The sequence below is a fragment of the Micromonospora sp. WMMD1274 genome (assembly GCF_049179035.1).
In the GTDB taxonomy this organism is placed as follows: domain Bacteria; phylum Actinomycetota; class Actinomycetes; order Mycobacteriales; family Micromonosporaceae; genus Micromonospora; species Micromonospora tulbaghiae.
This window is the reverse complement of record NZ_JBMHMG010000001.1, coordinates 6,527,918-6,549,425: the sequence shown is the minus strand read 5'-3', so window position 1 is coordinate 6,549,425 and position 21,508 is coordinate 6,527,918. Positions and strand designations below refer to the sequence as shown.

Below are 21,508 nucleotides of genomic sequence, written 5' to 3'. Positions count from 1 at the left end.
CTTCGAGTAACTGTTACGAGTGGTAGCATGCGACGGACCACCACCGATGTCAATGGCCCCGACGCTCCACCGGGGCCGGCCGCACCCCGTTCCGGCGGACGGCGCGACCGCTGGGCCGACCACCGCGAACAGCGGCGGCAGGAACTGATCGCGGCCGCCGTGCAGGCGCTGCTGCGACACGGCCCGAGCGTCGACATGGACCAGGTCGCCGCCACCGCCGGGGTCAGCAAGCCGGTGCTCTACCGCTACTTCGCCGACAAGGCGCAGCTCTGGCTGGCGGTCAGCGAGGTGGTCGCGGCGCGCGTGGTGGCCGCCATCGCGCCCGCGGTGGAGCAGGTACGCGAGGAGCGGGCGCTGGTCGAGGCGACGATCGACGCGTACCTGAGCGTGGTGGAGTACGAGCCGTCGCTCTACCGGTTCCTCGTGCACGAGTCCGGGCATCCCGGCATCCAGCAGGTGGTCACCGGCACCAGCCGGCAGGTCGCGACCGGGCTGGCCCGGGTCATCGGCGACCGGCTGCGCGCGCTCGGCCTCGACGCCGGCCCGGCCGAGCCGTGGGCGTACGGGCTGGTCGGGTTCGTGCAGGCGGTCGGCGACTGGTGGACCACGCACGGGCAGCCGATCCACCGGGCCGCGCTCACCGAATACCTGACCACGCTGCTGTGGAGCGGCATCGAGGGGGTCCGCCGGGGCGCCGACCTGCCACCGGAGCTGACCCGCGCGCACGAACGGATCGACAGGTGACCTGGCAGGGCACGGCCGAGATCGCCGGCACCCCGGTACGGCTGCACGCGGGCGGACGGTTCGAGCCGGTCGACGGCCGCTACCACTGGGCCGGGCGGGTCGAGCCGGAACCGCGCCTGGTGCGGCTGCTGCGCTCCGGCCGCCGGGACGTGGAGGTCCGGATCGGCGAACGGGTCGCCCGGGCACGGCTGGCCGAGGTGGACCCGTGGGGCGGCGTCCGCATCACCGGCGTCGGCACGCCGCCCTGGCCGCCGGACGACGAGTGATCCGGCCCGTACCGTGAAGGGATGACGCCTCCCGCCACAGTGCTGCTGGTCTTCGGGCGCGGGGTGGTGGCCGGCGACGACGGCTACCGGCTCACCGCGGAGAGCGTCGCGCGCACCGAGGCCGCGGTGGCCTACGTCCGCGCGCACGCCGAGGCGTTCCGCCGCGCGCCGGACGCCCGGGTGGTGTTCACCGGCGGCTGGCCGCACGGCCCGGCCGGCGCGCCCGCCCCGCCCGCCGGATACCGGGAGGCGGAGCTGATGCGGGCGCTGGCGCGCGACGCCGGGCTCGACGCGTACGCCCGCTCGGCCGCCGAGACCCGCTCCCGCACGACCGTGCAGAACCTGGCGCACACCGTCCAGGACGGGCTGCTCGGCGCGGCGGAGTTCACCGCCCAGCGGCCACTCGGGCTGGTCTCCCACCCGTGGCACCTGCCCCGCGTCCGGCTGCTCGCCGCGCGCGTGCTCGGGCTGTCCGGCCGGGCGCTGGCCGACGTGCCGGTGACCGCGCCCGACCCGGTGCCCGTCCGGCGGGAGCGGGCCGCCCGCGCGTTCAGCCGGATCGGCTTCCTCGGCGTGCGTACCCCGGAGGCGTCGCTGCGCCGCGAGCGCGCGCTGACCCGCGCCGCCGACCGGATCGGACGCCTCACGCCCCGGCGGTGATTCGCCGGAGCGGGCGCGGGGTACGACGGTCCTCGATCGACCCGGCGGGCCGTGCCGGCGGGCGAGTCCACCCGGGAGGTTCCGTGATCGTGCTCGTGCCGGTGTACCGGCCCGGTGACCGGCTTCCGCCGCTGGTCGGCGACCTGCGGGCGGCGCTGCCCGGCGCGGACGTGCTCGTCGTCGACGACGGCAGCGGCCCGGCCGCCGCCGGGGTGCTGGGCGCGGCCCGCGCCGAGGGGGCGACGGTGCTGCGCCGCCGGGTCAACCGGGGCAAGGGCGTGGTGCTGCGCACCGGCTTCCGGTACGCCTCGGCGCACCGTCCCGGACGCGACGTGGTGTGTGTGGACGCCGACGGCCAGCACGGCGTGACCGACGTGTGCCGCGTGGCGGAACGGATGCGCGTCACCGGGGCGCCGACGCTCGGCGTACGCCGCTTCGACGGTGAGGTCCCGGCGCGCAGCCGGTTCGGCAACGCGGCGACCCGGGTGGCGTTCCGGCTGACGACCGGCCTCGACGTGCGCGACACCCAGACCGGGCTGCGCGCCTACCCGGCCGCCCTGCTCGGCTGGCTCACCACCGTGCCGGGTGACCGCTTCGAGTACGAGATGGCGGTGCTGCTGCGACTGGTCCGCGCCGGGGTGCCGGTCGAGCAGGTGGACATCGCCACCCACTACCACGGCGACAACTCGGGTTCGCACTTCTCCGCGCTCGCCGACTCGGTGCGGATCTACCGCCCGCTGGCCGCCTCCGCCGTCGCCCGCCTGGCGGGGCGCTCCGAGGTGGACGCCGTACCGGCCGCCGCCGTCACGACGTCGCGTCCCACACCTGCGACTCGAACTCCCTGAGCTGGTCGCGCAGCGACGGCGGGTACGCGGTGCGGTACGGGTGCTCCCCGGCCGGCACCACCCGGACCATCTCGTCGATCATCTCCTGCGGATCGCGCTGGTGGCCGAGGTAGTCGCCGAAGTCGGGCCGCGGCAGCAGGGCGGCGGACTCGTCCCACCACTGGGACATGGTCTCCACGCCGGTGTCGTTGTAGCCGGTCCGGTACGGGCCGGGGTTGATCACGGCGACGCGTACCCCGCGTGGTTCCAGCTCGCCCTTCATGGCCCAGGCCAGCGCCTCGATCGCGTGTTTGGTGGCGGCGTAGACGCCGATGAAGGGCCGGGTCCGCACGCCCACCGCGGAGGACACCCAGACCACCTTTCCCGCGCCCCGGGCCAGCATCGGCGGCACGAGGTCCTGCGCCAGGTGCAGGTGGCCGAACACGTTCACCTCGAACGACCGGCGGACCCGGTCCATCGGGATCTCCACCAGAGCGCCGGCCTCCTGCACGCCCGCGTTGAGCACCAGGATGTCCACCCGGTGCCGGGCCGCGGCGGCCCGGTCGGCCGGGTCGGTGACGTCCAGCTTGATCGCGTCCAGCGCTACGCCCGCCCGCTCGGCCTCGGCGCGCAGTTCGCGGACCTGGGGCCAGACCTGCGCGGCGGCGATCACGTGGTGGCCCTCGCGGGCCAGCCCGAGCGCGGTGCCCCGGCCGAGCCCGCTGCCGGCCCCGGTGATCAGGATGTCGGCCATCGGGCTCAGCCCTGCCGGGCCTTCTGCCGCCGGTCGGCCTTGTTGAGCACGAACAGCTTTCCCCGGCGCCGGACCACGATCGAGCCGGCCTTGCGCTTGAGCGCGCGCAGGGAGCTTCGGACCTTCATATCCGCTCCTTCGGTTCCCGCCGGTGTCCGTCCGGCACGGGTACCCGCCGCCGGTGCGGTCATGCCCGGCCGCGCCCGCCCCGGTCGGGACGGGCGCGGCCGGGATGCCGCTGCGGCCCCGCTCAGGCGGCCGTGCAGGTGCTCCCGTTGAGCGTGAACGAGGCGGGCCTGCCGGTGTTGCCGGTGTGGGTGGCCTGGAAGCCGATGTCCACCGAGCCGCCCGGCGGGATCGACGCGTTGTAGGACACGTTGCGGGCGGTCACCGCGCCGCTGGACGGGCTGTACGTGGCGTTCCAGCCTCCGGTGATCGTCTGACCGCCCGGCAGTGTGAACGCGAGGTTCCACCCGTTGATCGCCGTGGTGGACGTGTTGGTGATCGTCACGGCGGCGGTCAGGCCGTTGTTCCAGGCGTTCACCACGTACCCGACCCGGCAGGCGCCCGACGGCGGCGGCGTGGTCGGCGGCGGCGTCGTGGGCGGTGCCGTGGTGGGCGGGGGCGTGGTCGGCGGAGGCGTGGTGGGCGGCGGCGTGGTCGGCGGAGGCGTGGTGGGCGGCGGCGTGGTGGAGTCCAGGCCGAAGAAGCGGATGGCCTGCGCCGCGTCCACCGGCAGGTTGTGCGTGACGCCCTGCATGCTGATCGCCTCGACGGTCGCGGTGCCGCCGGTGCCGCCGTAGCGGGTACGCGTGTAGCCGGCCTGCGGGCTGTCCGTGTACGCCGGCGTCTGGCTCAGCCCGTTCACGTTCGTCCACTGGTCGATCTGCTCGCCGAAGTTCGGGTAGCGCAGCGTCTCGTCGTTGGTGCCGTGCCAGATCTGCATCCGCGGGCGCGGGCCGGTGTAGCCGGGGTAGGCGTTGCGCACCAGGTCACCCCACTGCTGCGGGGTCTTCAGCACCTGGCCGTTGGCGCACTCGCTGTTCCACTCGGAGCCGTTGGTGGTGGCGAAGCAGCCGAACGGCACACCGGCGAAGGCGGCACCGGCGCGGAACACGTCCGGGTAGTCGCCGAGCAGCACGTTCGTCATCATCGCGCCGGACGAGGTGCCGGTGGTGAAGATCCGCTGCGAGTCCACCGGGTAGCGCTGCCGCACGTAGTCCACCATCGACTTGATGCCCACCGGGTCGCTGCCGCCGTCGCGGCGCAGCGCCTGGGGCGAGGAGACGTCGAAGCACTTGCTGCTGCGCGTCACCGACGGGTAGACCACGATGTAGCCGTACCGGTCGGCGAGCGCCGCGAACTGGGTGCCGGAGTACATGGCCGGGCCGCTGCCGGTGCAGTAGTGGTTCACCACGAGCAGGCCGGGACGGGCCGCGACGGTGTCCGGGACGTACAGGTACATCCGCAGGTTGCTCGGGTTGGTGCCGAAGTTCGTCACCTCGGTCAGCGCGGCGGCCGAGGCCGGCCCGGGGACGGCGAGCGCCGCCCCGACGGCGAGCCCGGCCGCGGCCAGCGCCGCACCGAGCAGCCGGAGTCTGCTCCTTCTGGACAGCATGCGTTCTCCTCGGATGGTGGGAACGCCGCGTGGCGCGGCGTTCTCGCCGGCGAGGCGCCTGCGACGGGCGGCCCGGACCCTCGGAGACGAGATAGACAGTCGCGGATCGATGCGACTCGAATCGGAGTCTAGGCCCCGGCCGGCGGGCCGACAACCGCCGCGGCCACCCGGCGGGCACGGTCCGCGTGGGTCAGCACGTCCACGCTGTCCACGTACTGGTCCACCGCGCCGACCGGCGGCCGGTCGCGCAGCTGCGGGTCGGTGATCGCGGCGCGCAGCGTCTCGACGAACCGGCAGGCGTGCAGCACCAGGAACGGCCGGTCGTGGAACGGCCGGGCGGCCGGGTCCACCGGCGGCGCCGGCGCGGCGTCGTTGGTCCAGCCGGCGACCGTCTCCAGCGCCCGGACCAGGCCGGGCTCCCGGGCCGCCCAGTCGCCCGGGCCGAGCGCGGCGGCGAGCCCGTCCACCACCGGCGCCGCGTCCGGCAGCGTCGCGAACACCGTGCCGAGCCATTTCGCGTACGGGGGCCAGCGCCGGTGCAGCAGCAGGCCGAGGCGCATCAGGTCCCGGGCCAGTCCGGCGACCACGACCCGGCTGCCCAGGTCGTCGCCGACCTCGGCGCACCGGCCGGCCAGGTGCTCGGCCTGCGCGACCCGCTGCCACCCGGAGGCGAGCACGTACCGCCACACGTCGTCCGGATACCAGGCCAGCCGGGCGCGGACGTCGGTGAGCGCGCCGTCGAGCCCGTCGTGGAACACCGCTCCCCCGGTCAGCTCGGCCAGCCGCTGCGTCGGCGTCGCCAGCCAGTCCGCCGCCGTCAGTCCGGTGCGCGGGTCGGCGCCGAGCCGCTCCCGCAGCCATCCGCCGAGTTCGTCCACCGTCACGCCGTGCCGGTCGCCGTCGGCGCGGACTGTGCCGAGGCGCGCCTCCGGCCCGCCTGAGTAGCGGGTGGGCCAGCCGAGGAACCGCGCCGGCAGCTCCGCGTCCAGCGCCGCCCGGACCGGCGCGACGTCGTGCGCGGCCGCCACGAAGAGCTGGGTACGCGGACCCCAGTCGTGGTCGGTGGAGCGGGGCGTGTCGAGGCCGAGCAGCTCGGAGCCGCCGTCGAGCAGACCGGCGGAGTACGGCAGGCCGGGCAGCCGCCGCGCCAGCAGCGGACCCACCACCTCGTCGTGGAACCGGCGGGCCAGGGTCAGGCCGGGTACGAAGCTCACCCCGCCAGTCTGCTCATGCCGCGCCCCGCGCGCGCCCGGGTTTCCGGCCCGGCGGTCGCCTCCCCCATGTCGTCACAGGGCTGTGGAAGGCTTGTCCGCGTGGCACAACGACAGCCGATCCTCCTGATCGACTCCCCCAGCCTCTACTTCCGCGCCTACTTCGGCATTCCCGAGTCGGCCGCGAAGACCGGCGACGGCCAGCCGGTCAACGCCGTCCGCGGCTTCCTCGACATGCTCGCCCAGCTCGTGCGCACCCGCCGGCCCGACCGGATGATCTGCGCGCTCGACCACGACTGGCGGCCGGCGTGGCGGGTGGAGCTGCTGCCGTCGTACAAGGCGCACCGGGTCGCGCCCGAGGGCGGCGAGGTCGTGCCGGACACGCTGTCCCCGCAGGTGCCGATGATCCTGGAGGTGCTGGACGCGCTCGGCATCCCGGCCGTGGGCGCCGACGGCTACGAGGCCGACGACGTGCTCGGCACGCTCTCGGTGACCCAGCCGGGCCCGGTCGAGGTGGTCTCCGGCGACCGCGACCTGTTCCAGCTCGTCGACGACGCCCACCCGGTACGCCTGCTCTACGTCGGCCGGGGCGTGGCCAAGCTGGACGACTGCGACGACGCGGCGGTCCGCACCCGCTACGGTGTGCCCGCCGACCGGTACGCCGACTTCGCGGCGCTGCGCGGCGACCCCAGCGACGGGCTGCCCGGCGTGGCCGGGGTGGGCGAGAAGACCGCCGCCCGGCTGATCGACCGCTACGGCGGGCTGGACGGCATCCTGGCCGCGCTCGACGACCCCCGCTCCGGTTTCGCGCCCGGGCTGCGGGCGAAGCTCGACGCCGCCCGGGACTACCTGGCCGTGGCGCCGAAGGTGGTCCGGGTCGCCACCGACGTGCCGCTGCCCGAGCTGGACCCGGCACTGCCCACGTCCCCCGCCGACCCGGACCGGCTGCTGGAGCTGGCGCAGCGCTGGAACCTGGCCGGCTCGTGCCGCCGTCTCGTCGACGCACTGGCCGGCGACCGATCGTGATCAGTTGATCACGATGGGCGGTCGGTGCTCCGCCGGGACGGGAACTGCGCGCCGGGCTGCGCCAGCGTCGACCGGGCCCGCAGGCCGACCGGGTCCGGCGCGGGTTCGGCGGCCACCGTCTGCGGCCCCTCGTCGAGCCGCGCGCTGACGTACGCGGCCCCGGCCCGGTCGTCGTCGGACGGCGCGGCGAGCAGCGCGTAGACGAGCCCGACCACGCCGAAGACCACCGCCAGCACGATCGGCACCAGCAGCCCGCTCACCTCGGTGCCGGAGGCCGGGCCGCGGCTCTCGTGCAGGTGCACCGACAGCGCGCTCATGCCGGTGAAGTGCATGCCGTTGACCGCGATGCCCATGACCAGCGCCGACGCGGCGATGGCGATCCCCCGGCGGACGGTCATCGCCAGCCAGAGCGCCACCGTGGCGGCCACGATCGCGATGACCACGGACAGCGTCACCCGCAGCGGGTCGTAGCCGAGCGAGCCGTCCAGGCGCATGGCGGCCATGCCGGTGTAGTGCATGGCCGCCACCCCGGCGCCGGTGAAGAACCCGCCGGCGATCAGCCGGGGCGCGGCGAGCCGGCCGGTGCCCACGATCGCCAGCCCGATGCCGACCGCCGCCACCGCGATCGCCGTGCTGGCGGCCGTCAGCGGCACGTCGTAGCGGATCCGGGTGCCGCCGACGGCGAACCCGAGCATCGCCATGAAGTGCATGGCCCAGATGGCGGTGCCGCCGAGCGCCCACGCGGCGAGCAGGCCCCACCAGGCCCGCTGGCCGGCGCTGGTGGCGGTCCGGATCCGCCCGGCGCAGACCAGGCCGAGCGCCGAGCCGAGCACCGACAACGCGTAGCTGAGCGCGGGCGTGATCCACCCGTACTCGAAGTGATTGATCTCGCCCACGACGCCCTTCCCTCATCCTCGGCTCAGCGCGACCCACGGCGCCCCGGGCAATGATGGGATAGGCCCTGACCAGGGCATGCATCGACCCCCCGCCAATTCGCGGGGTGGTGCCGCCGTGACGCAGAGGTGCGTCGATTTCCGGTAATCGCTGACCGAAAGTGACCGTCAGGCGGAGGCGTGGTAGGCCAGCACACCACGGTTGACCGCCGCGATGGCCTGCCGGGCGGTGGAACGCAGCTCGGCCGAGGCGCCGCCCGAGTCGGCGACCTGCCCGAGCAGGTCGACGACCTGGCGCGCCCAGCGGACGAAGTCGCCGGCCGGCATCTCCCCGTCGATCTGGTGGCCGCTGGCCAGCACCTTCGCCAGCGCCTCGCCGCGCGCCCACCGGTAGATCGGCCAGGCGAAGCCGAGATCGGGCTCCCGGGTCACGGCCAGGCCGCGCGCCGCCTCGTCCGTCTCGATGTCGCCCCACAGCTTGAGCGTCTCGTCGACCGCGTCGGCCACCGCGCCGCGCGGCAGCGACGCCCGCTCGTCGACGTCCCGCCGGGCCTCGAAGACCACCACCGACACGGCGGCGGCCAGCTCGGCCGGGGACAGGCCGTCCCACACCCGGCGGCGCAGGCACTCGGCCACCAGCAGGTCCGCCTCGGTCCAGATCCGGGCCAGCATCCGCCCGGCGTCGGTGACCTCGCCGTCGGCGGCCAGGTAGCCGCGCGCCGTCAGCAACGCCACGATCCGATCGAAGGTACGGGCCAGCGAGCCGGTCCGCCCGGACACCCGCTCACGCAGCTCCTCGGTGTCGCGTTCCAGCCGGCGCCGCCGCTCCGCCCAGCGGGCGTGCTCCTCCCGGTCCGGGCAGGCGTGACACGGGTGGGCGCGCAGCTCGACGCGGAGCTGGCTGAGCCGGTGGTCCTCCCCCGCCGCCTGACGGGACCGGCCGCCCCGCCGGCCGCCGTGCCGGTCCAGGCCGGTGCCACTGACCGCGGCGGCCAGATCCCGCCGGGCCGCGGGCGATCGGTGGTTGAAGTGCTTCGGCACCCGGATGCGGGTGAGCACCTCGGCCGGGGTGGTGAAGTCGCCGGGGGTGACGCGTCCGGCCCAGCGGTCCTGGGTGAGGACCAGCGGCCGGGGCTCGCCGAACCCGCCGGTGGCCGGGTCCAGCACCACCGCCAGTCCGGCCCGCCGACCGGACGGCACCCGGATCACGTCACCGACCCGCAGCCGCTCCAGCGAGGCGACGGCCGCCGCCTTGCGCTGGGTCTGCCCCTGCCGGGCGATGGCGCGTTCCCGGTCGGCGATGGCCACCCGCAGCGCGAAGTACTCGTCGAAGTCGCCGTGGTGGCAGGCGGCCTCCGCGCCGTACGCGTCGATGGTCTCGGTGTTGCGCTGCACCTGACGGGCCAGACCCACCACCGACCGGTCGGCCTGGAACTGCGCGAACGAGGACTCCAGCAGTTCCCGGGCCGGCGCCGCGCCGACGCTGCCGACCAGGTTGACGGCCATGTTGTACGAGGGCCGGAAGCTGGAACGCAGCGGGTAGGTGCGGGTGGAGGCGAGCCCGGCGACGTGCCGGGGGTCGGTCTCCGGCGACCAGACGACCACCGCGTGGCCCTCCACGTCGATGCCCCTGCGGCCGGCCCGGCCGGTGAGCTGGGTGTACTCGCCGGGGGTGAGGTCGACGTGGGCCTCGCCGTTGAACTTGACGAGGCGTTCCAGCACCACGCAGCGGGCCGGCATGTTGATGCCCAGCGCGAGCGTCTCGGTGGCGAAGACGGCCTTGACCAGTCCGCGGACGAACAGCTCCTCTACCACCTCCTTGAACGCCGGGAGCATGCCGGCGTGGTGGGCGGCCAGGCCGCGCTCCAGGCCGTCGAGCCACTCCCAGTAGCCGAGCACCGACAGGTCCTCGCCGGGGATGGCGGTGACCCGGGACTCCACCACCCGGCGGATCTCGGCGCGTTCCTCCGGGGAGGTGAGGCGCAGCCCGGCGGCGAGGCACTGCTGCACGGCGGCGTCGCAGCCGGCCCGGCTGAAGATGAACAGGATCGCCGGGAGCAGTCCCTCCCGGTCGAGCCGGTCGACGATGTCCGGGCGCATCGGGCCGCGCCAGCGGGGGCCGCGCCGCCCGCCGCCGGGACCGGCGCTGCGGCCCTCGCCCAGCTCCAGCCGGCGCATCGTGTCCCGGGTGTAGCGCAGCAGCTCGGGGTGCACGTCGTGCTTGCGGGCCGCGTCGGCGTCGTGGAACAGGTCGAACATCCGCTTGCCGACGAGCATGTGCTGCCACAGCGGCACCGGCCGGTGCTCGGAGACCACCACCGCGGTCTCGCCGCGCACGGTGACCAGCCAGTCGGCGAACTCCTCGGCGTTGGAGACGGTGGCCGACAGCGACACGAGCGTGACCGACTCGGGCAGGTGGATGATCACCTCTTCCCAGACCCCGCCGCGGAACCGGTCGGCCAGGTAGTGGACCTCGTCCATCACCACGTACGCCAGGCCCTCCAGCGTCGCCGAGCCGGCGTAGAGCATGTTGCGCAGCACCTCGGTGGTCATCACCACCACCGGCGCGTCGCCGTTGATCGCGTTGTCGCCGGTGAGCAGGCCGACGTGCTCGGCGCCGTAGCGGTCCACCAGGTCGTGGTACTTCTGGTTGGACAGCGCCTTGATCGGCGTGGTGTAGAAGCACTTGCGCCGGGTGGCGGGCGCGTCGCCGCCGGGCCGGCCGCGCAGCGCGAGGTGCACCGCGAACTCACCCACCACGGTCTTGCCGGCGCCGGTGGGAGCGCAGACCAGCACGCCGCTGCCCCGCTCCAGCGCCTCGCACGCCTCGCGCTGGAAGTCGTCGAGATCGAACCCGAGATCCAGCGAGAATTCGTCCAGGGCCGGGAAGGCGGAGGCCTGCGCGGCCCGGCGGCGCGCCGCGGCGTACCGCTCGGCGGGGCTCGACATGGATCCAAGATTAATCGGTGCCGCCGAGGAGTACCGGTCAAGGCCATCCGGCAGGACGGTCGGAGCGGTCGGTAGGGTGCACGACGTGCCGGACCGTACCGAACTGCCCCACGTCTCGAGCGGCGCCGACGACGCCGTCCGCCCGGGCCCGTCCCGCCGGCCGGTGGAGGCGGTGCTCTTCGACTTCCACGGCACCCTCGCCCAGGTGGAGGAGCCGCTGGCCTGGGTGCTCGCCGCCGCGTCCGCCTGCGGCGTCGAGCTGGACCGGATCCGGGCCACCTCGCTGGCCGACCGGCTGCTCACCGCCGGGCGTGCCGGCGGCCCGCTGCCGGCGCGGGTGCCGCCCCGGCTGGCCGAGCTGTGGGCCGACCGCGATCTCTACCCGCACGCGCACCGGGGCGCGTACACCGGGCTGGCCGAGACCGTGGACACCGGCATCGACGGGTTCGCCGACGCGCTCTACGAGCGGGTGCTGGTGCCCGAGGGCTGGGTGCCGTACCCGGACACCGCCCCCGTGCTGGGAGCGCTGCGCTCCGCCGGGGTGAAGGTGGCGGTGGTCAGCAACATCGGCTTCGACCTGCGGCCGCTGTTCGCCGCCTGGGACCTCGACGCGCTCGTCGACGCGTACGCCCTGTCGTACGAGGTGGGGCGCTGCAAGCCGGACCCGGGCATCTTCCTGCGGGCCTGCGGGATGCTCGGCGTCGACCCGGAGCGCACGCTCATGGTGGGCGACACGCCGGCCGACGCGGGCGCGGTCGCGGCCGGGTGCGGGGTGCTGGTGCTGCCCTGCGCCGACGCCGGCCGCCCCAACGGGCTCGGCGCGGTGCTCGACCTGGCCGGGGCCGCCTGAGCGCACACCCCCCAGCGGCGCGAACCCGTCGCGGCGCACCGGCTACCGTCAGGGGCATGACCGGTGCCCACCCCTTGCCGCCGCGTGCGCCGGGACGGCTCGGCGGGGTCGCGCTGGTGCTCGGCGGGGCGCTGTCGGTGCAGTTCGGCTCCGCGCTGGCCGCGCTGCTGTTCCCGCGTACCGGGGTGGCCGGGGCGGTGACGCTGCGGCTGACCATCGGCGCGCTGCTGATGCTCGTGTTCTGCCGGCCGCGGGTACGCGGGTACGGGCACCGCGACTGGGCGGCGGTGCTGGCGTTCGGGCTGGCCCTGGCCGGCATGAACTCGATCTTCTACCAGGCGATCGAGCGGATCCCGCTCGGCCCGGCCGTCACCCTGGAAGTGCTCGGCCCACTGGCGCTGTCGGTGATCGCCGCGCGCCGGGTGGCTGCCTGGTGCTGGGCTGCGCTGGCGCTGGCCGGGGTGGTCCTGCTCGGGCAGGGCGGGTTCGACCGGCTCGACCCGGCCGGCGCCGCGCTGGCGCTGACGGCGGGCGCCATGTGGGCCGCGTACATCGTCTGCTCGGCGCGGATCGGCGCGCGGTTCCCCGGCGCAGACGGGCTGGCCCTCGCCCTGACCGTCGCGGCGCTGCTCACCCTGCCGTTCGGGCTGGCCGACGGCGGCGGTCGCCTCGCCGACCCGGTGGTGCTGGGGCTCGGTACCGGGCTGGCGCTGCTCGCCTCGGTGCTGCCGTACAGCCTGGAACTGGCCGCGCTGCGGCGGCTGCCGACCGCGACGTTCGCGGTGATGATGAGTCTCGGCCCGGCGATCGCCGCGGTGGCCGGCTGGCTGGTGCTCGGCCAGGCGTTGCGCCCGGTCGAGGTGCTCGCCATCGCGCTCGTGGTGGCCGCGAGCGCCGGTGCGGTCCGCGCCGCCGCGCCGCCTCCTGCCGCGCCTCCGCCTTCGCCGCCGGCCGTTCCCGGCGAGCTGTCTCAGGCGGACCTGGCGGGGGTCAGCGCAGCAGCCGCAGCGCCGCCGGCACGGCGGTGACGGTCACCGGCAGGTCGAGGGAGCGTTCCCCGTCGGCGTACGTGGTGATGCCCTCGGCGGCCAGCTCCACCGTCCGCGCCCGGTAGACGCGCGCCAGCGGGTGCGTGACGTGGGTGCCCCGGTAGATCTGCGGCTTGACCCGCATCAGCGTGCGCCTGTCGAAGCGCCCGCCGACCACCACGTCCAGCAGGCCGTCGTGCGGGTCGGCGTCCGGGCAGATCCGCATGCCGCCGCCGTAGCTGGCCGTGTTGCCGACCGCGACCAGCACCGCGTCCACCTCCTGCGCCACCCCGTCGAGGACCAGCCGGTAGCGGCGTGGCCGCAGCCGGGCCAGCTCCACCACTATCGCCAGGTCGTACCGGCGGGGGCCGCGCGGCCAGCGCATCCGGTTGGCGCGTTCGTTGACGATCGCGTCGAAACCGGCCGCGAGCACCGCGCCGAACCAGCGGTCGGCCTCGCCGGGCCGGGACAGCCGCGCCAGGTCCACCGGCCGGGCGCGGCCGGCGGCGAGCGCCGCGGTGATCACCTCGACGGCGGCCGTCGGGTCGGCCGGGAAGCCGGTGTCCACCGCGAAGTCGTTACCGGTGCCCGCCGGGACCGGCCCGAACGGCACGTCGGTGCCGGCGACCGCCTGCAACGCGCGGTGCATCGTGCCGTCGCCGCCCACCGCCACGAGCGCCCCGGCGCCGCCGGTGACCGCGGCGTGGCACGCCGCCTCCGCCTCGGAGGGGGTACGCGCGCGCAGCAGCTCGACCGGGCGGCCCGCCGCGGCGAGGCGCTCCAGGATCCCGGGCAGCAGTCCGCGGTGCCGCCCCCGGCCCGCGGTCGGGTTGGCGAGCACGGCGACGGGGCCGGGCGGGACATGATCGTGCGCGGTCACGGCGAGCACCGTACGGCACGGCTCGCGCCGCCCACCAGAGGCAGGTCAGGCGGCGAATGTCCGGCGCACGCCGACGGCGCCCGGCAGGGGGTGCCGGGCGCCGTGGCGGGGGTGGGTCAGGGCAGGTCGATCGGGCGCAGCACCCGGTCCACCGCGTGGGCGATCTGCTTGTTGCCCTTGTTGATGTCGTACCGAACCACCTTGGCGTTGCGGTCGCTGGTGTCGGCGTCGACGAGGCGCACCTCGCGGCCGTACCAGCAGCGCTTCACGTCCACCTCGACGGTGGCGCCGAGCGCGGTGGTCAGGTCCGCGCCGTCGGCCTTCAGCGCCGCCTTCCGGTCGATCGTCGCGCCGGGCACGACGTGGTAGAGCAGGACATCCTCCACGGTGTCCACGCCCAGGCCGGCGACCGCGTCGAACGCGGCCTTCTCGCCGGGCAGCTTCCTCGCGGCGGTGATGTCCCGCACCAGCTCGCGGAACGCGTAGTCGTTCGGCACGAACGCGGTCAGCGCGACGGTGCCGTCGGTGAGCACCTTCACCGGCGAGTCCGGCTTGGCCTGCAACACCGTCAGGACCGCCTTCGTGAGGACGTCGAAGTCCCGCGAGTTGCGGTCGAAGCCGCTCTTGTCGGCGGTGAGCACTGCCGCCAGCGACCGCGTACCCGGCTGCTTGGCGCCGGCCTGGGCGGGCACGGCGACGGCGGTGGTGGCCACCGCCGCGGCGGTGGCGCCCACGGCCAGCCGGGCGGCGAGACGAGCGATGTTCATCGGGGAGCCTTTCGTCGAAGCGACCAGGTCCGTGACTGTCGTCACGACCATTGCTTCGCCCCGACCGTCCCCGGTGGATGCACCCGGATCGACCGACTTCGGATCGACGCTGTCGCGCCTCAGCGGACCACCAGCGGCTTGCTCACCGACGGCACGCCGTCGCCCTTGACCTTCAGCGACCAGTCCCCCGCCGCGCCCAGCGTCACCACCGTCTCGGCGGTGCCGTTGGCCTCGGCCTTCATCTCGGCGACCCGCTTGCCCTCGGGGTTGAGCACGTACAGCGTCCGGGCCCCGGCGGTCTTGTTCGTCACCTTGAACGCGAGCTTCTCGCCGGGCTCGGCGATCAGCGCGTCCACGCCGTTCATCGCGTCGTCGGTCAGCTCGATCGTCACCGACCGGTCGTAGGCCACCTCGGCCGCGGCGCTGGCGAGATTGCCGTCGTCGGAGACGGTGATCCGGGTCCGCACGCCGTCGCCCTGCCGGCCCGGCTTGCAGGCCACCTCGTACGTGCCGGTCTGCAGCGACGCGCGCAGGTCGCCGGTGCGGCCCGCCGGCACGTCCGCGACCTCCGCGATCACCTTCGTGAAGGCGTCGCCCTCCCGGCCGTAGACGTAGACCCCGGTGGCCTGCTGACCCCGGTTGGTCACTGTGAACGTGACGGTGCCCGGCGTGAACAGCGTGGTGGTGACCTCGCAGCTGGTGTCGGTGGCGGTCACCGGCACCTGCTGGCCCTTCGGCGCGGGCTCGTCGTCACCGCAGGCGGTGAGCGCGGTGGCCGCGCAGAGGACGGTCAGGACGGCGGCGGTACGGCTCTTCATCGGGTTCTCCGGAGCGCAGGTCAGACGGGCTGACCGGAACGGGGCGCCGACGCACCCCGGCACACCGCCCGGGGGGCTCGGCGGAGTCAGCAGAGTCTAAGCGGGTACGGCGTCCCGGCAAGGCCCGAGGGCGGCCCGATGTCCGCACCGGACCGGCCCCGGGGCGGGGCGGTCCGTCCGCGGGGCATGATGGCGGGCATGCGGCTGGTCTCCCTGCTCCCCTCCGCCACCGAGATCGTGTACGCGCTCGGCCTCGGCGACGACCTGGTCGGCGTCACGTTCGAGTGCGAGGTGCCCGCGTCGTACCGGTCGGGCACCACTGTGGTCGTCGGCGGCCGGGACACCCGGGGCATGAGTCCCGGCGACATCGACGCGTACGTCCGGGCGCAGGTAGCGGCCGGTGCCGACCTCTACACGCTGCACGCCGGCGCGCTCGCCGGGCTGGACCCGGACCTGATCCTCACCCAGGACCTGTGCCGCGTCTGCGCGCTCCCCTCGGGCCGGGTCGCCGACGCCGTGGAGCACCTGGGGTGCCGGGCCGACGTGCTGTCGCTCGACCCGTACACCCTCGACGACGTGCTGGAGTCGATCCGCGCGGTGGGCGCGGCGGCCCGGGTGCCGGATCGCGCGGAGGCCCTGGTCGACGGCCTGCGTGCCCGGCTCGCGGCGGTCGGCGCGGCGGTGGCGGGCCGGCCCCGGCGGCGGGTCGCGGTGGTCGAATGGGTGGACCCGCCGTTCGGCGCCGGGCACTGGATCCCGGACCTGGTCGACGTCGCCGGCGGCGAGCCGGTCGCCACCCACCGGGGCGCCCGGTCCGCGCCGACCACCTGGGAGGCCCTGCGGGCCGCCCGCCCCGAGGTGGTGCTGGTCGCGCCGTGCGGGTTCCGTCTCGACGGCGCGGCCGAGCAGGCCGCCGCGGTGGCCGGGCACTTCCCGGACGCGCAGGTGTGGGCGCTGGACGCGGACGGGCTGATCGTGCGCGCCGGCCCGCGCCTGGTCGACGGCGCCGAGACGATAGCCGCCATCCTGCACCCCGACGCCGTCCCCCCACCCCACCCCGAAACAGCCCACCGCCTAACCTGACCCACCCCGCCCCCGTCCCCGGCCCGCACCCCCCGGCGATCTTGCAGTTTCGGCCCGGGCAAAGTGCGGATTTCCGGCATCCGAGGGGCGTCAAGTCCAAGATCGACGCAGGGCGGGGTGTCTGCGCGTCCTCGGAAGGGCGGCGAGGGGCGGAGACGCGGACGCCGTCCCCGTGGAGCGGGGACGGCGTCCGGAGGTGGGCAGGTTCGGTCAGGTCATGTCGTCGTAGCGGCGTTCGATCGGCTTCGGGGCGACGATCGGCTCGGGTGCGCCGATCGGCTCGGACGCCTCGATCCGGCCACCGGCGGGCACCGGCTCGTCCGACAGGTCCAGCGGTGACACCTCGTCGTCGGCGATGCCGGCGTAGGCCTCACGCCCGCGACCGCGCCGCCTGTCGTTGAGGAACGCCACCCCAACCGCGGCGAAGTAGAGCGCGCAGAGGCAGATCGCCAGCGCGGTCATGCCGAACGGGTCGGGCGTCGGCGTGACCACAGCGGCGAACGCGAAGAACACGAACACCGCCACCCGCCACCAGCTCAGCAGCCGCTTCGCACTGGCCAGGCCGACGAAGTTGAGCATCAGCACGATCAACGGGAACTCGAACGCCACCCCGAACAGCAGGATCAGGTTCGTGACGAACGAGATGTAGCGGGTCACCTCGAGGTTGGTCGTGATGTCGTCGCCGGAGACGTTGAGCAGGAACTCCAGCCCCTTGGTGGTGACGAAGAACGCCAGCACCGCGCCGGCCGCGAACAGCGGGGCCGCCAGGGCGGTGAAGACGTACGCGTACCGCCGCTCGTGCCGGTGCAGGCCGGGCGCGATGAACGCCCAGAGCTGGTAGAGCCAGACCGGCGCCGCGATGATCAGGCCCACCCAGAGACCGATCTTGAGGTTCAGCAGGAAGACGTCGGCGACGCCGAGCTGCACGAACAGGCACTTGCCGGTTTCCGGATCGATCGACTGCGGCAGGTCGCAGTAGGGCTTCGACAGCAGCACCCGGACCGGCGTGGCCAGCCAGATGCCGAAGCCGAAGCCGACCAGGATCGCCAGCGACGCCCGGAACAGCCGGTTGCGCAGCTCACGGATGTGCTCCATGAGCGTCATCGAGCCGTCGGCGGCCCGCGCGAAGTTGCTCGCGCTGCGCTTCTTCAACCCGAAGGCCACGGTGATTGAGGCCCTCTCGGATCAGTTCTCGCGGACGCGCTGCACCGGGTCGGCCGGCGGGGCCACGGGCTGCTGCGGCTGCGGCTGCGGCGCGTACGGCTGCTGGGCGTACTGCTGCTGGCCCTGGACGTACGGCTGCCCCTGCACCGGCTGCTGCGGCTGGAGCGGCTGGTAGCCGGCCTGCGCGTCGGCCTTCTCGGCGAGATCGCGGTCGTCGTCGTGCAGGCTCTTGGTCTCGGCCTTGATGATCCGCAGCGAGCGGCCCAGCGAGCGGGCCGCGTCGGGGAGCCGCTTCGCGCCGAACAGCAGGATCAGCACGACCACGAGTACGGCGATGTGCCACGGCTTGAGGGCACCCATGGGAAGCTCCAGTCGCTCTGTGTCGGTGAGGGGTGGGTCGTCGCCCATCGTACGTGTGTCGCAGCGGCTTGCCACCCCCGCGGGCCTGCCGGTGCGGGCCCGATCGGTGAAGTTTCGACCAACCCGAAGTGTCCCGTCAACCGTCCAGGTCCGCGCATTTCTGCGCGTAACCACCCGGGAACGCGCAGACGACGCTCACCGCGCCCATCGCCGTCGATCAGTCGCCGCGCTTGGCCTTGATCAACGTGATCCGCTCCTGCGCGACAGCAGCCCGCTCCTGGAGCGACTCGGCCCGCGCCTGCAACTGCTCGGCGGCCGCACGCAGCGACTCGGCCTCGACCGCCCGGCGCTGCAACGCCAGCGCGGAACGGCGCAGCCCGGGCAGGCGGCTCACCACCGGACGGATCGCCAGGGCCAGTACGACCAGCGCGAACACCACGACCCCGAGCACGATCCACGTCACCACGGCGGTCAGCCTATCGGGTGCCGCCGACGGCCGCCGGGTCGGCGCTGCCGGCCGGGGTGGCGTACGCGTCGAGCGCGGCCACGGCCTGGGCGCGGACCTGCTCGGCCAGCTCGGCCGGGGCCACGACGGTCACCTCCGGGCCCAGCCCGAGCACGAACCGCCGGGCCCACCCGAGGTCGGTGACGCGCAACGACACCAGCCACTGCTCGCCGTCGGCCTCGACCCGCTCGCACGGATAATATTCGGTGATCCACCGCTCACCCCGGCCGATCCGCAGCGTGATCAGCGGCAGGTCGGCCGACGGGCTGAACACGCCGTCGCTGAGATCGTGCGGGCGGGCCTGCGGCGGCACCACCGCCTGCTCCGGCAGCTCGGTCACCGCGTCGATCCGGTCGGCCCGGAACAGCCGCACCCCCTCGGCGCGGCGGCACCACGCCTCCACGTACGCCCGGCCGCCGACCATCAGCATCCGCAGCGGGTCGATGGTGCGTTCGGTGGTCTCGTCCCGGGCCGGGGTGTAGTAGGTGATCCGCAGCGCCCGGCCGCGCTCGACGGCGGCGCGCAGCTCGCGTACCCGGGCGGAGTCGCCGGGCAGGCGGACCTCGACCGGCGCGCCGGCCAGGTCGCCGGCCGCGTTCTCGATCTTGGCGAGTGCCCGCTCGACCGCCTCCCGGTTGGCCACGCCCGGCGTCTCGGCGATCATCCGCAACGCCACCACCAGCGCCAGCGCCTCGTCCGGGGTGAGCCGCAGCGGGCGGTCGATCCCGGCGTCGTAGGTGATCGTCACCCGGTCACCGTCGAACGCCATGTCGATCAGGTCACCGGGACCGTAGCCGGGCAGCCCGCACACCCAGAGCAGTTCCAGGTCCTCCCGGAGCTGCTTCTCGGTCACCCCGAGGTCGTGCGCCGCCTCGGCGATCTCGATGCCGGGGCGGGCCAGCAGGTAGGGCACCAGGTTGAGCAGCCGGGCCAGCCGGTCGGCGGAGGCACGGCCCGCGCGGGCCGCCGGGCGGGTCACCGGGCACCCCCGGTCACGGCCAGCTCGTCGTGCCGGGCGGCGACCTCCTTGAGCCGCTGGACGACCGCCTCCCGTACCTCCGGTGGCTCCAGCACGCGGACGTCCGGGCCGTACCCGACGATCTGGCCGGCCAGGTAGTCGGCGTCGGCGTACGGCAGCACCAGCCGGTCTCCGTCGGGGCCGGCCTGGCACTCGACGGCCCAGCGGCGCAGCCCGGCGGCGCGGCCGGGGGTGGCCAGCACCGTGGCCCGGCCGGTGCGCTCCACCGGCCCGGACCAGCGGGCCACGTGGCTGATCAGGTCGACGCCGGCGGGCGGCTCGTAGGCGCCCGGCTCGCCGGTCGCCCGCACCGTGCCGACCACCCGGGACAGCCGGAAGCAGCGGGTCGCCGCGCGGTCGAGGTCGTGGCCGACGACGTACCACCGGCCGCGCCAGCAGACCACGCCCCACGGCTGCACCCGGCGGCGGGTGGGCGCGTCCCGGTCCGGCACGCGGTAGTCGAAGCTGACCTCGCGCCGGTCCCGCGCGGCGGCGGTGAGCGGCGCGAACGCCGGGTCGACGGTCACCATCGGCTCCAGGCCCAGCGTGGCCTGCGGGTCCACGTCGATGCCGGCGGCGCGCAGCTTCGCCAGCCCCGACGACGCTGCGGCGGCCAGCCCGGCGTGCTGCCACAGCCGGGCGGCGATGCCCACCGCGGCGGCCTCGTCCGGTTCGAGCGGGATGTCGGGCAACGCGTACGCGCGCGGCGCGATCCGGTAGCCCGGCTCGGCGTCGAAGACGCTCGCCGTGCCGGTTTCCAGCGGCACGCCCAGCTCACGCAGCTCGGCCTTGTCGCGCTCGAACTTGCGCTGGAACGCCTCGTGGTCCTTGGCGTCGTCCGGGTCGTGCTCGTAGCCGGGCACGGTCGCGGCGATCTGCGCGGCGGTGAGGAAGCGTCGCGTCGACAGCAGGCAGATCACCAGGTTGACCAGGCGTTCGGTACGGGTCCGGGACACGCCCAAACGCTAGCAGCCCGCGCGTCCGGCGCGGGCACCCGCGCGGCGCGGCGCGGGGGTCTTCCCACCCGGCGGCGGGCATCGACCGGTCATAGGGTGATCGCATGGCGGAACCGGAGGTCAAGACCGAGAGCGTCGGCACCGTCGTGGTGGCCGGCGCGGCGAACCTCGCCATCGCCGTCGCGAAGCTGGTCGCGGGCCTGATCTCGGGCTCCGCGGCGATGCTCTCCGAGGCCGCCCACTCGCTCGCCGACACCACCACCGAGGTGCTGCTCTACCTGGCGCTGCGCCGCGGCGCGCGGCCCGCCGACACCCGGCACCCCTTCGGGTACGGCAAGGAGAGCTACGTCTGGGCGTTCCTCGCCGCGCTGTTCACCTTCGTCGCCGGGGCGGGCTTCGCCGTCACGCACGGCGTCACCACCATCCTGGTGCACGAGCACAGCGGCGAGTACCTCGTCGCGTACGTGGTGCTGGCGGTCTCCTTCGCGATCGAGTCGGTGTCGCTGGCCCGGGCGGTCCGGCAGGTGCGCGGCGAGTCGCGCCGCTGGGGCACCACCCCGCGCCGCTACCTGCGCCTGACCGCCGACACCACGGTCAAGGCGGTCTTCCTGGAGGACAGCGCCGCGCTGATCGGCCTGCTGATCGCCGCGGGCGGGCTCACCCTGTCGCACCTGACCGGCGACGAGCTGTACGACGGGATCGCCTCGATCCTCATCGGCGTGCTGCTGCTGGTCGTCGCCGCCGTGCTGGCGCGCAGCAACATCTCGCTGCTGGTCGGCCGCTCCGTCTCCGACCGGCTGCACCGGCGCATCGAGCGGGAATTGGCGGACGTGCCGACGGTGGACCGGATCGACACCCTGATGACCATGTTCCTCGGCCCGGACGACATCCTCGTCGCCGCCAAGGTCGACTTCCGCGACGACGCCACCGGCGCCGACATCGAGGCCGCCGCCGACGAGGCCGAACGCCGGCTCACCGGGCACTTCCCGGAGATCGCGTACGTCTTCCTCGACCCCACCCGGTCCCGCTCCCCCGGCCGGCCCGCCCGCACCACGCAGGACGAGGCGGGCCGCCCGGTCGACGACCGGAACCCCTGACCCGCCCGGGGGCCGTACCGGCGGCGGCCGATAGCGT

At 74.7% G+C, this 21,508-nt stretch carries 23 protein-coding genes; 9 read left to right on the top strand and 14 right to left on the bottom strand.

All coding sequences use genetic code 11. From position 1 onward, the window contains the following. Positions 1-27 precede the first annotated feature (27 nt). The 4 genes from ACN27D_RS30965 to ACN27D_RS30950 all read left to right on the top strand — a co-directional run bounded on the left by ACN27D_RS30965 (position 28) and on the right by ACN27D_RS30950 (position 2,515). Positions 28-744: a TetR family transcriptional regulator gene (locus ACN27D_RS30965; RefSeq protein WP_421500677.1), complete on the top strand. Its 717-nt coding sequence runs from the start codon at positions 28-30 to the stop codon at positions 742-744. Continuing rightward, positions 741-1,010: a DUF4873 domain-containing protein gene (locus tag ACN27D_RS30960; protein ID WP_120570058.1), complete on the top strand. Its 270-nt coding sequence runs from the start codon at positions 741-743 to the stop codon at positions 1,008-1,010. The genes ACN27D_RS30965 and ACN27D_RS30960 overlap by 4 nt, the downstream gene beginning before the upstream one ends. Positions 1,011-1,031: 21 nt before the next feature. Continuing rightward, positions 1,032-1,670, top strand: a complete 639-nt coding sequence (locus ACN27D_RS30955; RefSeq protein WP_120570059.1) for a YdcF family protein — start codon at positions 1,032-1,034, stop codon at positions 1,668-1,670. An 83-nt stretch (positions 1,671-1,753) separates the two neighbouring features. Then, positions 1,754-2,515 carry a glycosyltransferase family 2 protein gene (locus tag ACN27D_RS30950; protein WP_421500676.1) on the top strand — a complete coding sequence of 254 codons (762 nt, stop codon included), beginning with the start codon at positions 1,754-1,756 and terminating at the stop codon, positions 2,513-2,515. Here ACN27D_RS30950 and ACN27D_RS30945 read toward each other — a convergent pair. From ACN27D_RS30945 to ACN27D_RS30930, 4 genes are all read right to left on the bottom strand, one after another. Then, a complete protein-coding gene (locus tag ACN27D_RS30945; RefSeq protein WP_421500675.1) occupies positions 2,475-3,248 on the bottom strand; it encodes an SDR family oxidoreductase in 774 nt (257 codons plus the stop codon). The genes ACN27D_RS30950 and ACN27D_RS30945 overlap by 41 nt on opposite strands. Positions 3,249-3,253: 5 nt before the next feature. Beyond that, positions 3,254-3,376 (bottom strand): ribosomal protein bL36, encoded by a 123-nt coding sequence (locus ACN27D_RS30940; protein WP_091428126.1) that lies wholly within the window; start codon positions 3,374-3,376, stop codon positions 3,254-3,256. A 122-nt stretch (positions 3,377-3,498) separates the two neighbouring features. After that, on the bottom strand, positions 3,499-4,866 hold the full coding sequence (locus ACN27D_RS30935; protein ID WP_421500674.1) for a PHB depolymerase family esterase: 1,368 nt from the start codon (positions 4,864-4,866) through the stop codon (positions 3,499-3,501). A 128-nt stretch (positions 4,867-4,994) separates the two neighbouring features. Beyond that, positions 4,995-6,080: a DUF4037 domain-containing protein gene (locus ACN27D_RS30930; RefSeq protein WP_120570063.1), complete on the bottom strand. Its 1,086-nt coding sequence runs from the start codon at positions 6,078-6,080 to the stop codon at positions 4,995-4,997. A 66-nt stretch (positions 6,081-6,146) separates the two neighbouring features. On the opposite strand from ACN27D_RS30930, the gene ACN27D_RS30925 reads away from it, so the two are divergent. Further along, a complete protein-coding gene (locus ACN27D_RS30925) occupies positions 6,147-7,103 on the top strand; it encodes a 5'-3' exonuclease (RefSeq protein WP_357895592.1) in 957 nt (318 codons plus the stop codon). Positions 7,104-7,111: 8 nt separating this feature from the next. On the opposite strand, the gene ACN27D_RS30920 is transcribed toward ACN27D_RS30925, so the two are convergent. Continuing rightward, positions 7,112-7,999, bottom strand: coding sequence for an MHYT domain-containing protein (locus ACN27D_RS30920; protein WP_091428121.1), 888 nt, complete (start codon positions 7,997-7,999; stop codon positions 7,112-7,114). 165 nt (positions 8,000-8,164) lie between these two features. Then, on the bottom strand, positions 8,165-10,945 hold the full coding sequence (locus ACN27D_RS30915; RefSeq protein WP_421500673.1) for a DEAD/DEAH box helicase: 2,781 nt from the start codon (positions 10,943-10,945) through the stop codon (positions 8,165-8,167). An 85-nt stretch (positions 10,946-11,030) separates the two neighbouring features. On the opposite strand from ACN27D_RS30915, the gene ACN27D_RS30910 reads away from it, so the two are divergent. Both ACN27D_RS30910 and ACN27D_RS30905 read left to right on the top strand, forming a co-directional pair. Continuing rightward, the gene (locus tag ACN27D_RS30910) at positions 11,031-11,795 is read left to right on the top strand and encodes an HAD family hydrolase (protein WP_120573798.1); all 765 of its coding nucleotides are present in this window, start codon (positions 11,031-11,033) and stop codon (positions 11,793-11,795) included. 56 nt (positions 11,796-11,851) lie between these two features. Further along, entirely contained in the window at positions 11,852-12,823 is a 972-nt protein-coding gene (locus tag ACN27D_RS30905) for an EamA family transporter (protein WP_358176005.1), read from the top strand. Here the strand turns inward: ACN27D_RS30905 and ACN27D_RS30900 are convergent. The 3 genes from ACN27D_RS30900 to ACN27D_RS30890 form a co-directional block, all read right to left on the bottom strand. Then, positions 12,786-13,712, bottom strand: coding sequence for a diacylglycerol kinase family protein (locus ACN27D_RS30900; RefSeq protein ID WP_350816954.1), 927 nt, complete (start codon positions 13,710-13,712; stop codon positions 12,786-12,788). The genes ACN27D_RS30905 and ACN27D_RS30900 overlap by 38 nt on opposite strands. A 107-nt stretch (positions 13,713-13,819) precedes the next feature. After that, positions 13,820-14,470: a fasciclin domain-containing protein gene (locus ACN27D_RS30895; RefSeq protein ID WP_350816953.1), complete on the bottom strand. Its 651-nt coding sequence runs from the start codon at positions 14,468-14,470 to the stop codon at positions 13,820-13,822. A 119-nt stretch (positions 14,471-14,589) separates the two neighbouring features. After that, positions 14,590-15,288: a hypothetical protein gene (locus tag ACN27D_RS30890; protein WP_120570070.1), complete on the bottom strand. Its 699-nt coding sequence runs from the start codon at positions 15,286-15,288 to the stop codon at positions 14,590-14,592. A gap of 198 nt (positions 15,289-15,486) precedes the next feature. On the opposite strand from ACN27D_RS30890, the gene ACN27D_RS30885 reads away from it, so the two are divergent. After that, complete coding sequence (locus ACN27D_RS30885) at positions 15,487-16,371, top strand: ABC transporter substrate-binding protein (protein ID WP_421500672.1); 885 nt, start codon at positions 15,487-15,489, stop codon at positions 16,369-16,371. A 210-nt stretch (positions 16,372-16,581) separates the two neighbouring features. Here the strand turns inward: ACN27D_RS30885 and tatC are convergent, their stop codons facing one another. From tatC to ACN27D_RS30860, 5 genes are all read right to left on the bottom strand, one after another. Further along, a complete protein-coding gene (gene tatC, locus ACN27D_RS30880; RefSeq protein WP_358176009.1) occupies positions 16,582-17,535 on the bottom strand; it encodes a twin-arginine translocase subunit TatC in 954 nt (317 codons plus the stop codon). Between the two features lie 21 nt (positions 17,536-17,556). Continuing rightward, a complete protein-coding gene (tatA, locus tag ACN27D_RS30875) occupies positions 17,557-17,895 on the bottom strand; it encodes a Sec-independent protein translocase subunit TatA (RefSeq protein WP_350816950.1) in 339 nt (112 codons plus the stop codon). A 217-nt stretch (positions 17,896-18,112) separates the two neighbouring features. After that, positions 18,113-18,361, bottom strand: a complete 249-nt coding sequence (locus ACN27D_RS30870) for a hypothetical protein (RefSeq protein ID WP_120570073.1) — start codon at positions 18,359-18,361, stop codon at positions 18,113-18,115. A 10-nt stretch (positions 18,362-18,371) separates the two neighbouring features. Next, a complete protein-coding gene (locus ACN27D_RS30865; protein ID WP_120570074.1) occupies positions 18,372-19,379 on the bottom strand; it encodes a helix-turn-helix transcriptional regulator in 1,008 nt (335 codons plus the stop codon). Continuing rightward, a complete protein-coding gene (locus tag ACN27D_RS30860) occupies positions 19,376-20,374 on the bottom strand; it encodes a helix-turn-helix transcriptional regulator (RefSeq protein WP_421500671.1) in 999 nt (332 codons plus the stop codon). Before ACN27D_RS30860 ends, ACN27D_RS30865 begins: the two co-directional genes overlap by 4 nt. Positions 20,375-20,478: 104 nt before the next feature. Here ACN27D_RS30860 and ACN27D_RS30855 point away from each other — a divergent pair, with 104 nt between their 5' ends. Further along, positions 20,479-21,471 carry a cation diffusion facilitator family transporter gene (locus ACN27D_RS30855; protein WP_421500670.1) on the top strand — a complete coding sequence of 331 codons (993 nt, stop codon included), beginning with the start codon at positions 20,479-20,481 and terminating at the stop codon, positions 21,469-21,471. Positions 21,472-21,508: the final 37 nt, after the last annotated feature.

What these genes read in the sequence shown, in the direction of transcription:
- ACN27D_RS30965 (WP_421500677.1), top strand. Translation starts at nt 28, where the DNA reads ATGCGACGGACCACCACCGATGTCAATGGCCCCGACGCTCCACCGGGG.
- ACN27D_RS30935 (WP_421500674.1), bottom strand. Translation starts at nt 4,866, where the DNA reads ATGCTGTCCAGAAGGAGCAGACTCCGGCTGCTCGGTGCGGCGCTGGCC.
- ACN27D_RS30945 (WP_421500675.1), bottom strand. Translation starts at nt 3,248, where the DNA reads ATGGCCGACATCCTGATCACCGGGGCCGGCAGCGGGCTCGGCCGGGGC.
- ACN27D_RS30890 (WP_120570070.1), bottom strand. Translation starts at nt 15,288, where the DNA reads ATGAAGAGCCGTACCGCCGCCGTCCTGACCGTCCTCTGCGCGGCCACC.
- ACN27D_RS30855 (WP_421500670.1), top strand. Translation starts at nt 20,479, where the DNA reads ATGGCGGAACCGGAGGTCAAGACCGAGAGCGTCGGCACCGTCGTGGTG.
- ACN27D_RS30955 (WP_120570059.1), top strand. Translation starts at nt 1,032, where the DNA reads ATGACGCCTCCCGCCACAGTGCTGCTGGTCTTCGGGCGCGGGGTGGTG.
- ACN27D_RS30940 (WP_091428126.1), bottom strand. Translation starts at nt 3,376, where the DNA reads ATGAAGGTCCGAAGCTCCCTGCGCGCGCTCAAGCGCAAGGCCGGCTCG.
- ACN27D_RS30885 (WP_421500672.1), top strand. Translation starts at nt 15,487, where the DNA reads ATGCGGCTGGTCTCCCTGCTCCCCTCCGCCACCGAGATCGTGTACGCG.
- ACN27D_RS30895 (WP_350816953.1), bottom strand. Translation starts at nt 14,470, where the DNA reads ATGAACATCGCTCGTCTCGCCGCCCGGCTGGCCGTGGGCGCCACCGCC.
- tatA (WP_350816950.1), bottom strand. Translation starts at nt 17,895, where the DNA reads ATGGGTGCCCTCAAGCCGTGGCACATCGCCGTACTCGTGGTCGTGCTG.
- ACN27D_RS30905 (WP_358176005.1), top strand. Translation starts at nt 11,852, where the DNA reads ATGACCGGTGCCCACCCCTTGCCGCCGCGTGCGCCGGGACGGCTCGGC.
- ACN27D_RS30925 (WP_357895592.1), top strand. Translation starts at nt 6,147, where the DNA reads ATGTCGTCACAGGGCTGTGGAAGGCTTGTCCGCGTGGCACAACGACAG.
- ACN27D_RS30915 (WP_421500673.1), bottom strand. Translation starts at nt 10,945, where the DNA reads ATGTCGAGCCCCGCCGAGCGGTACGCCGCGGCGCGCCGCCGGGCCGCG.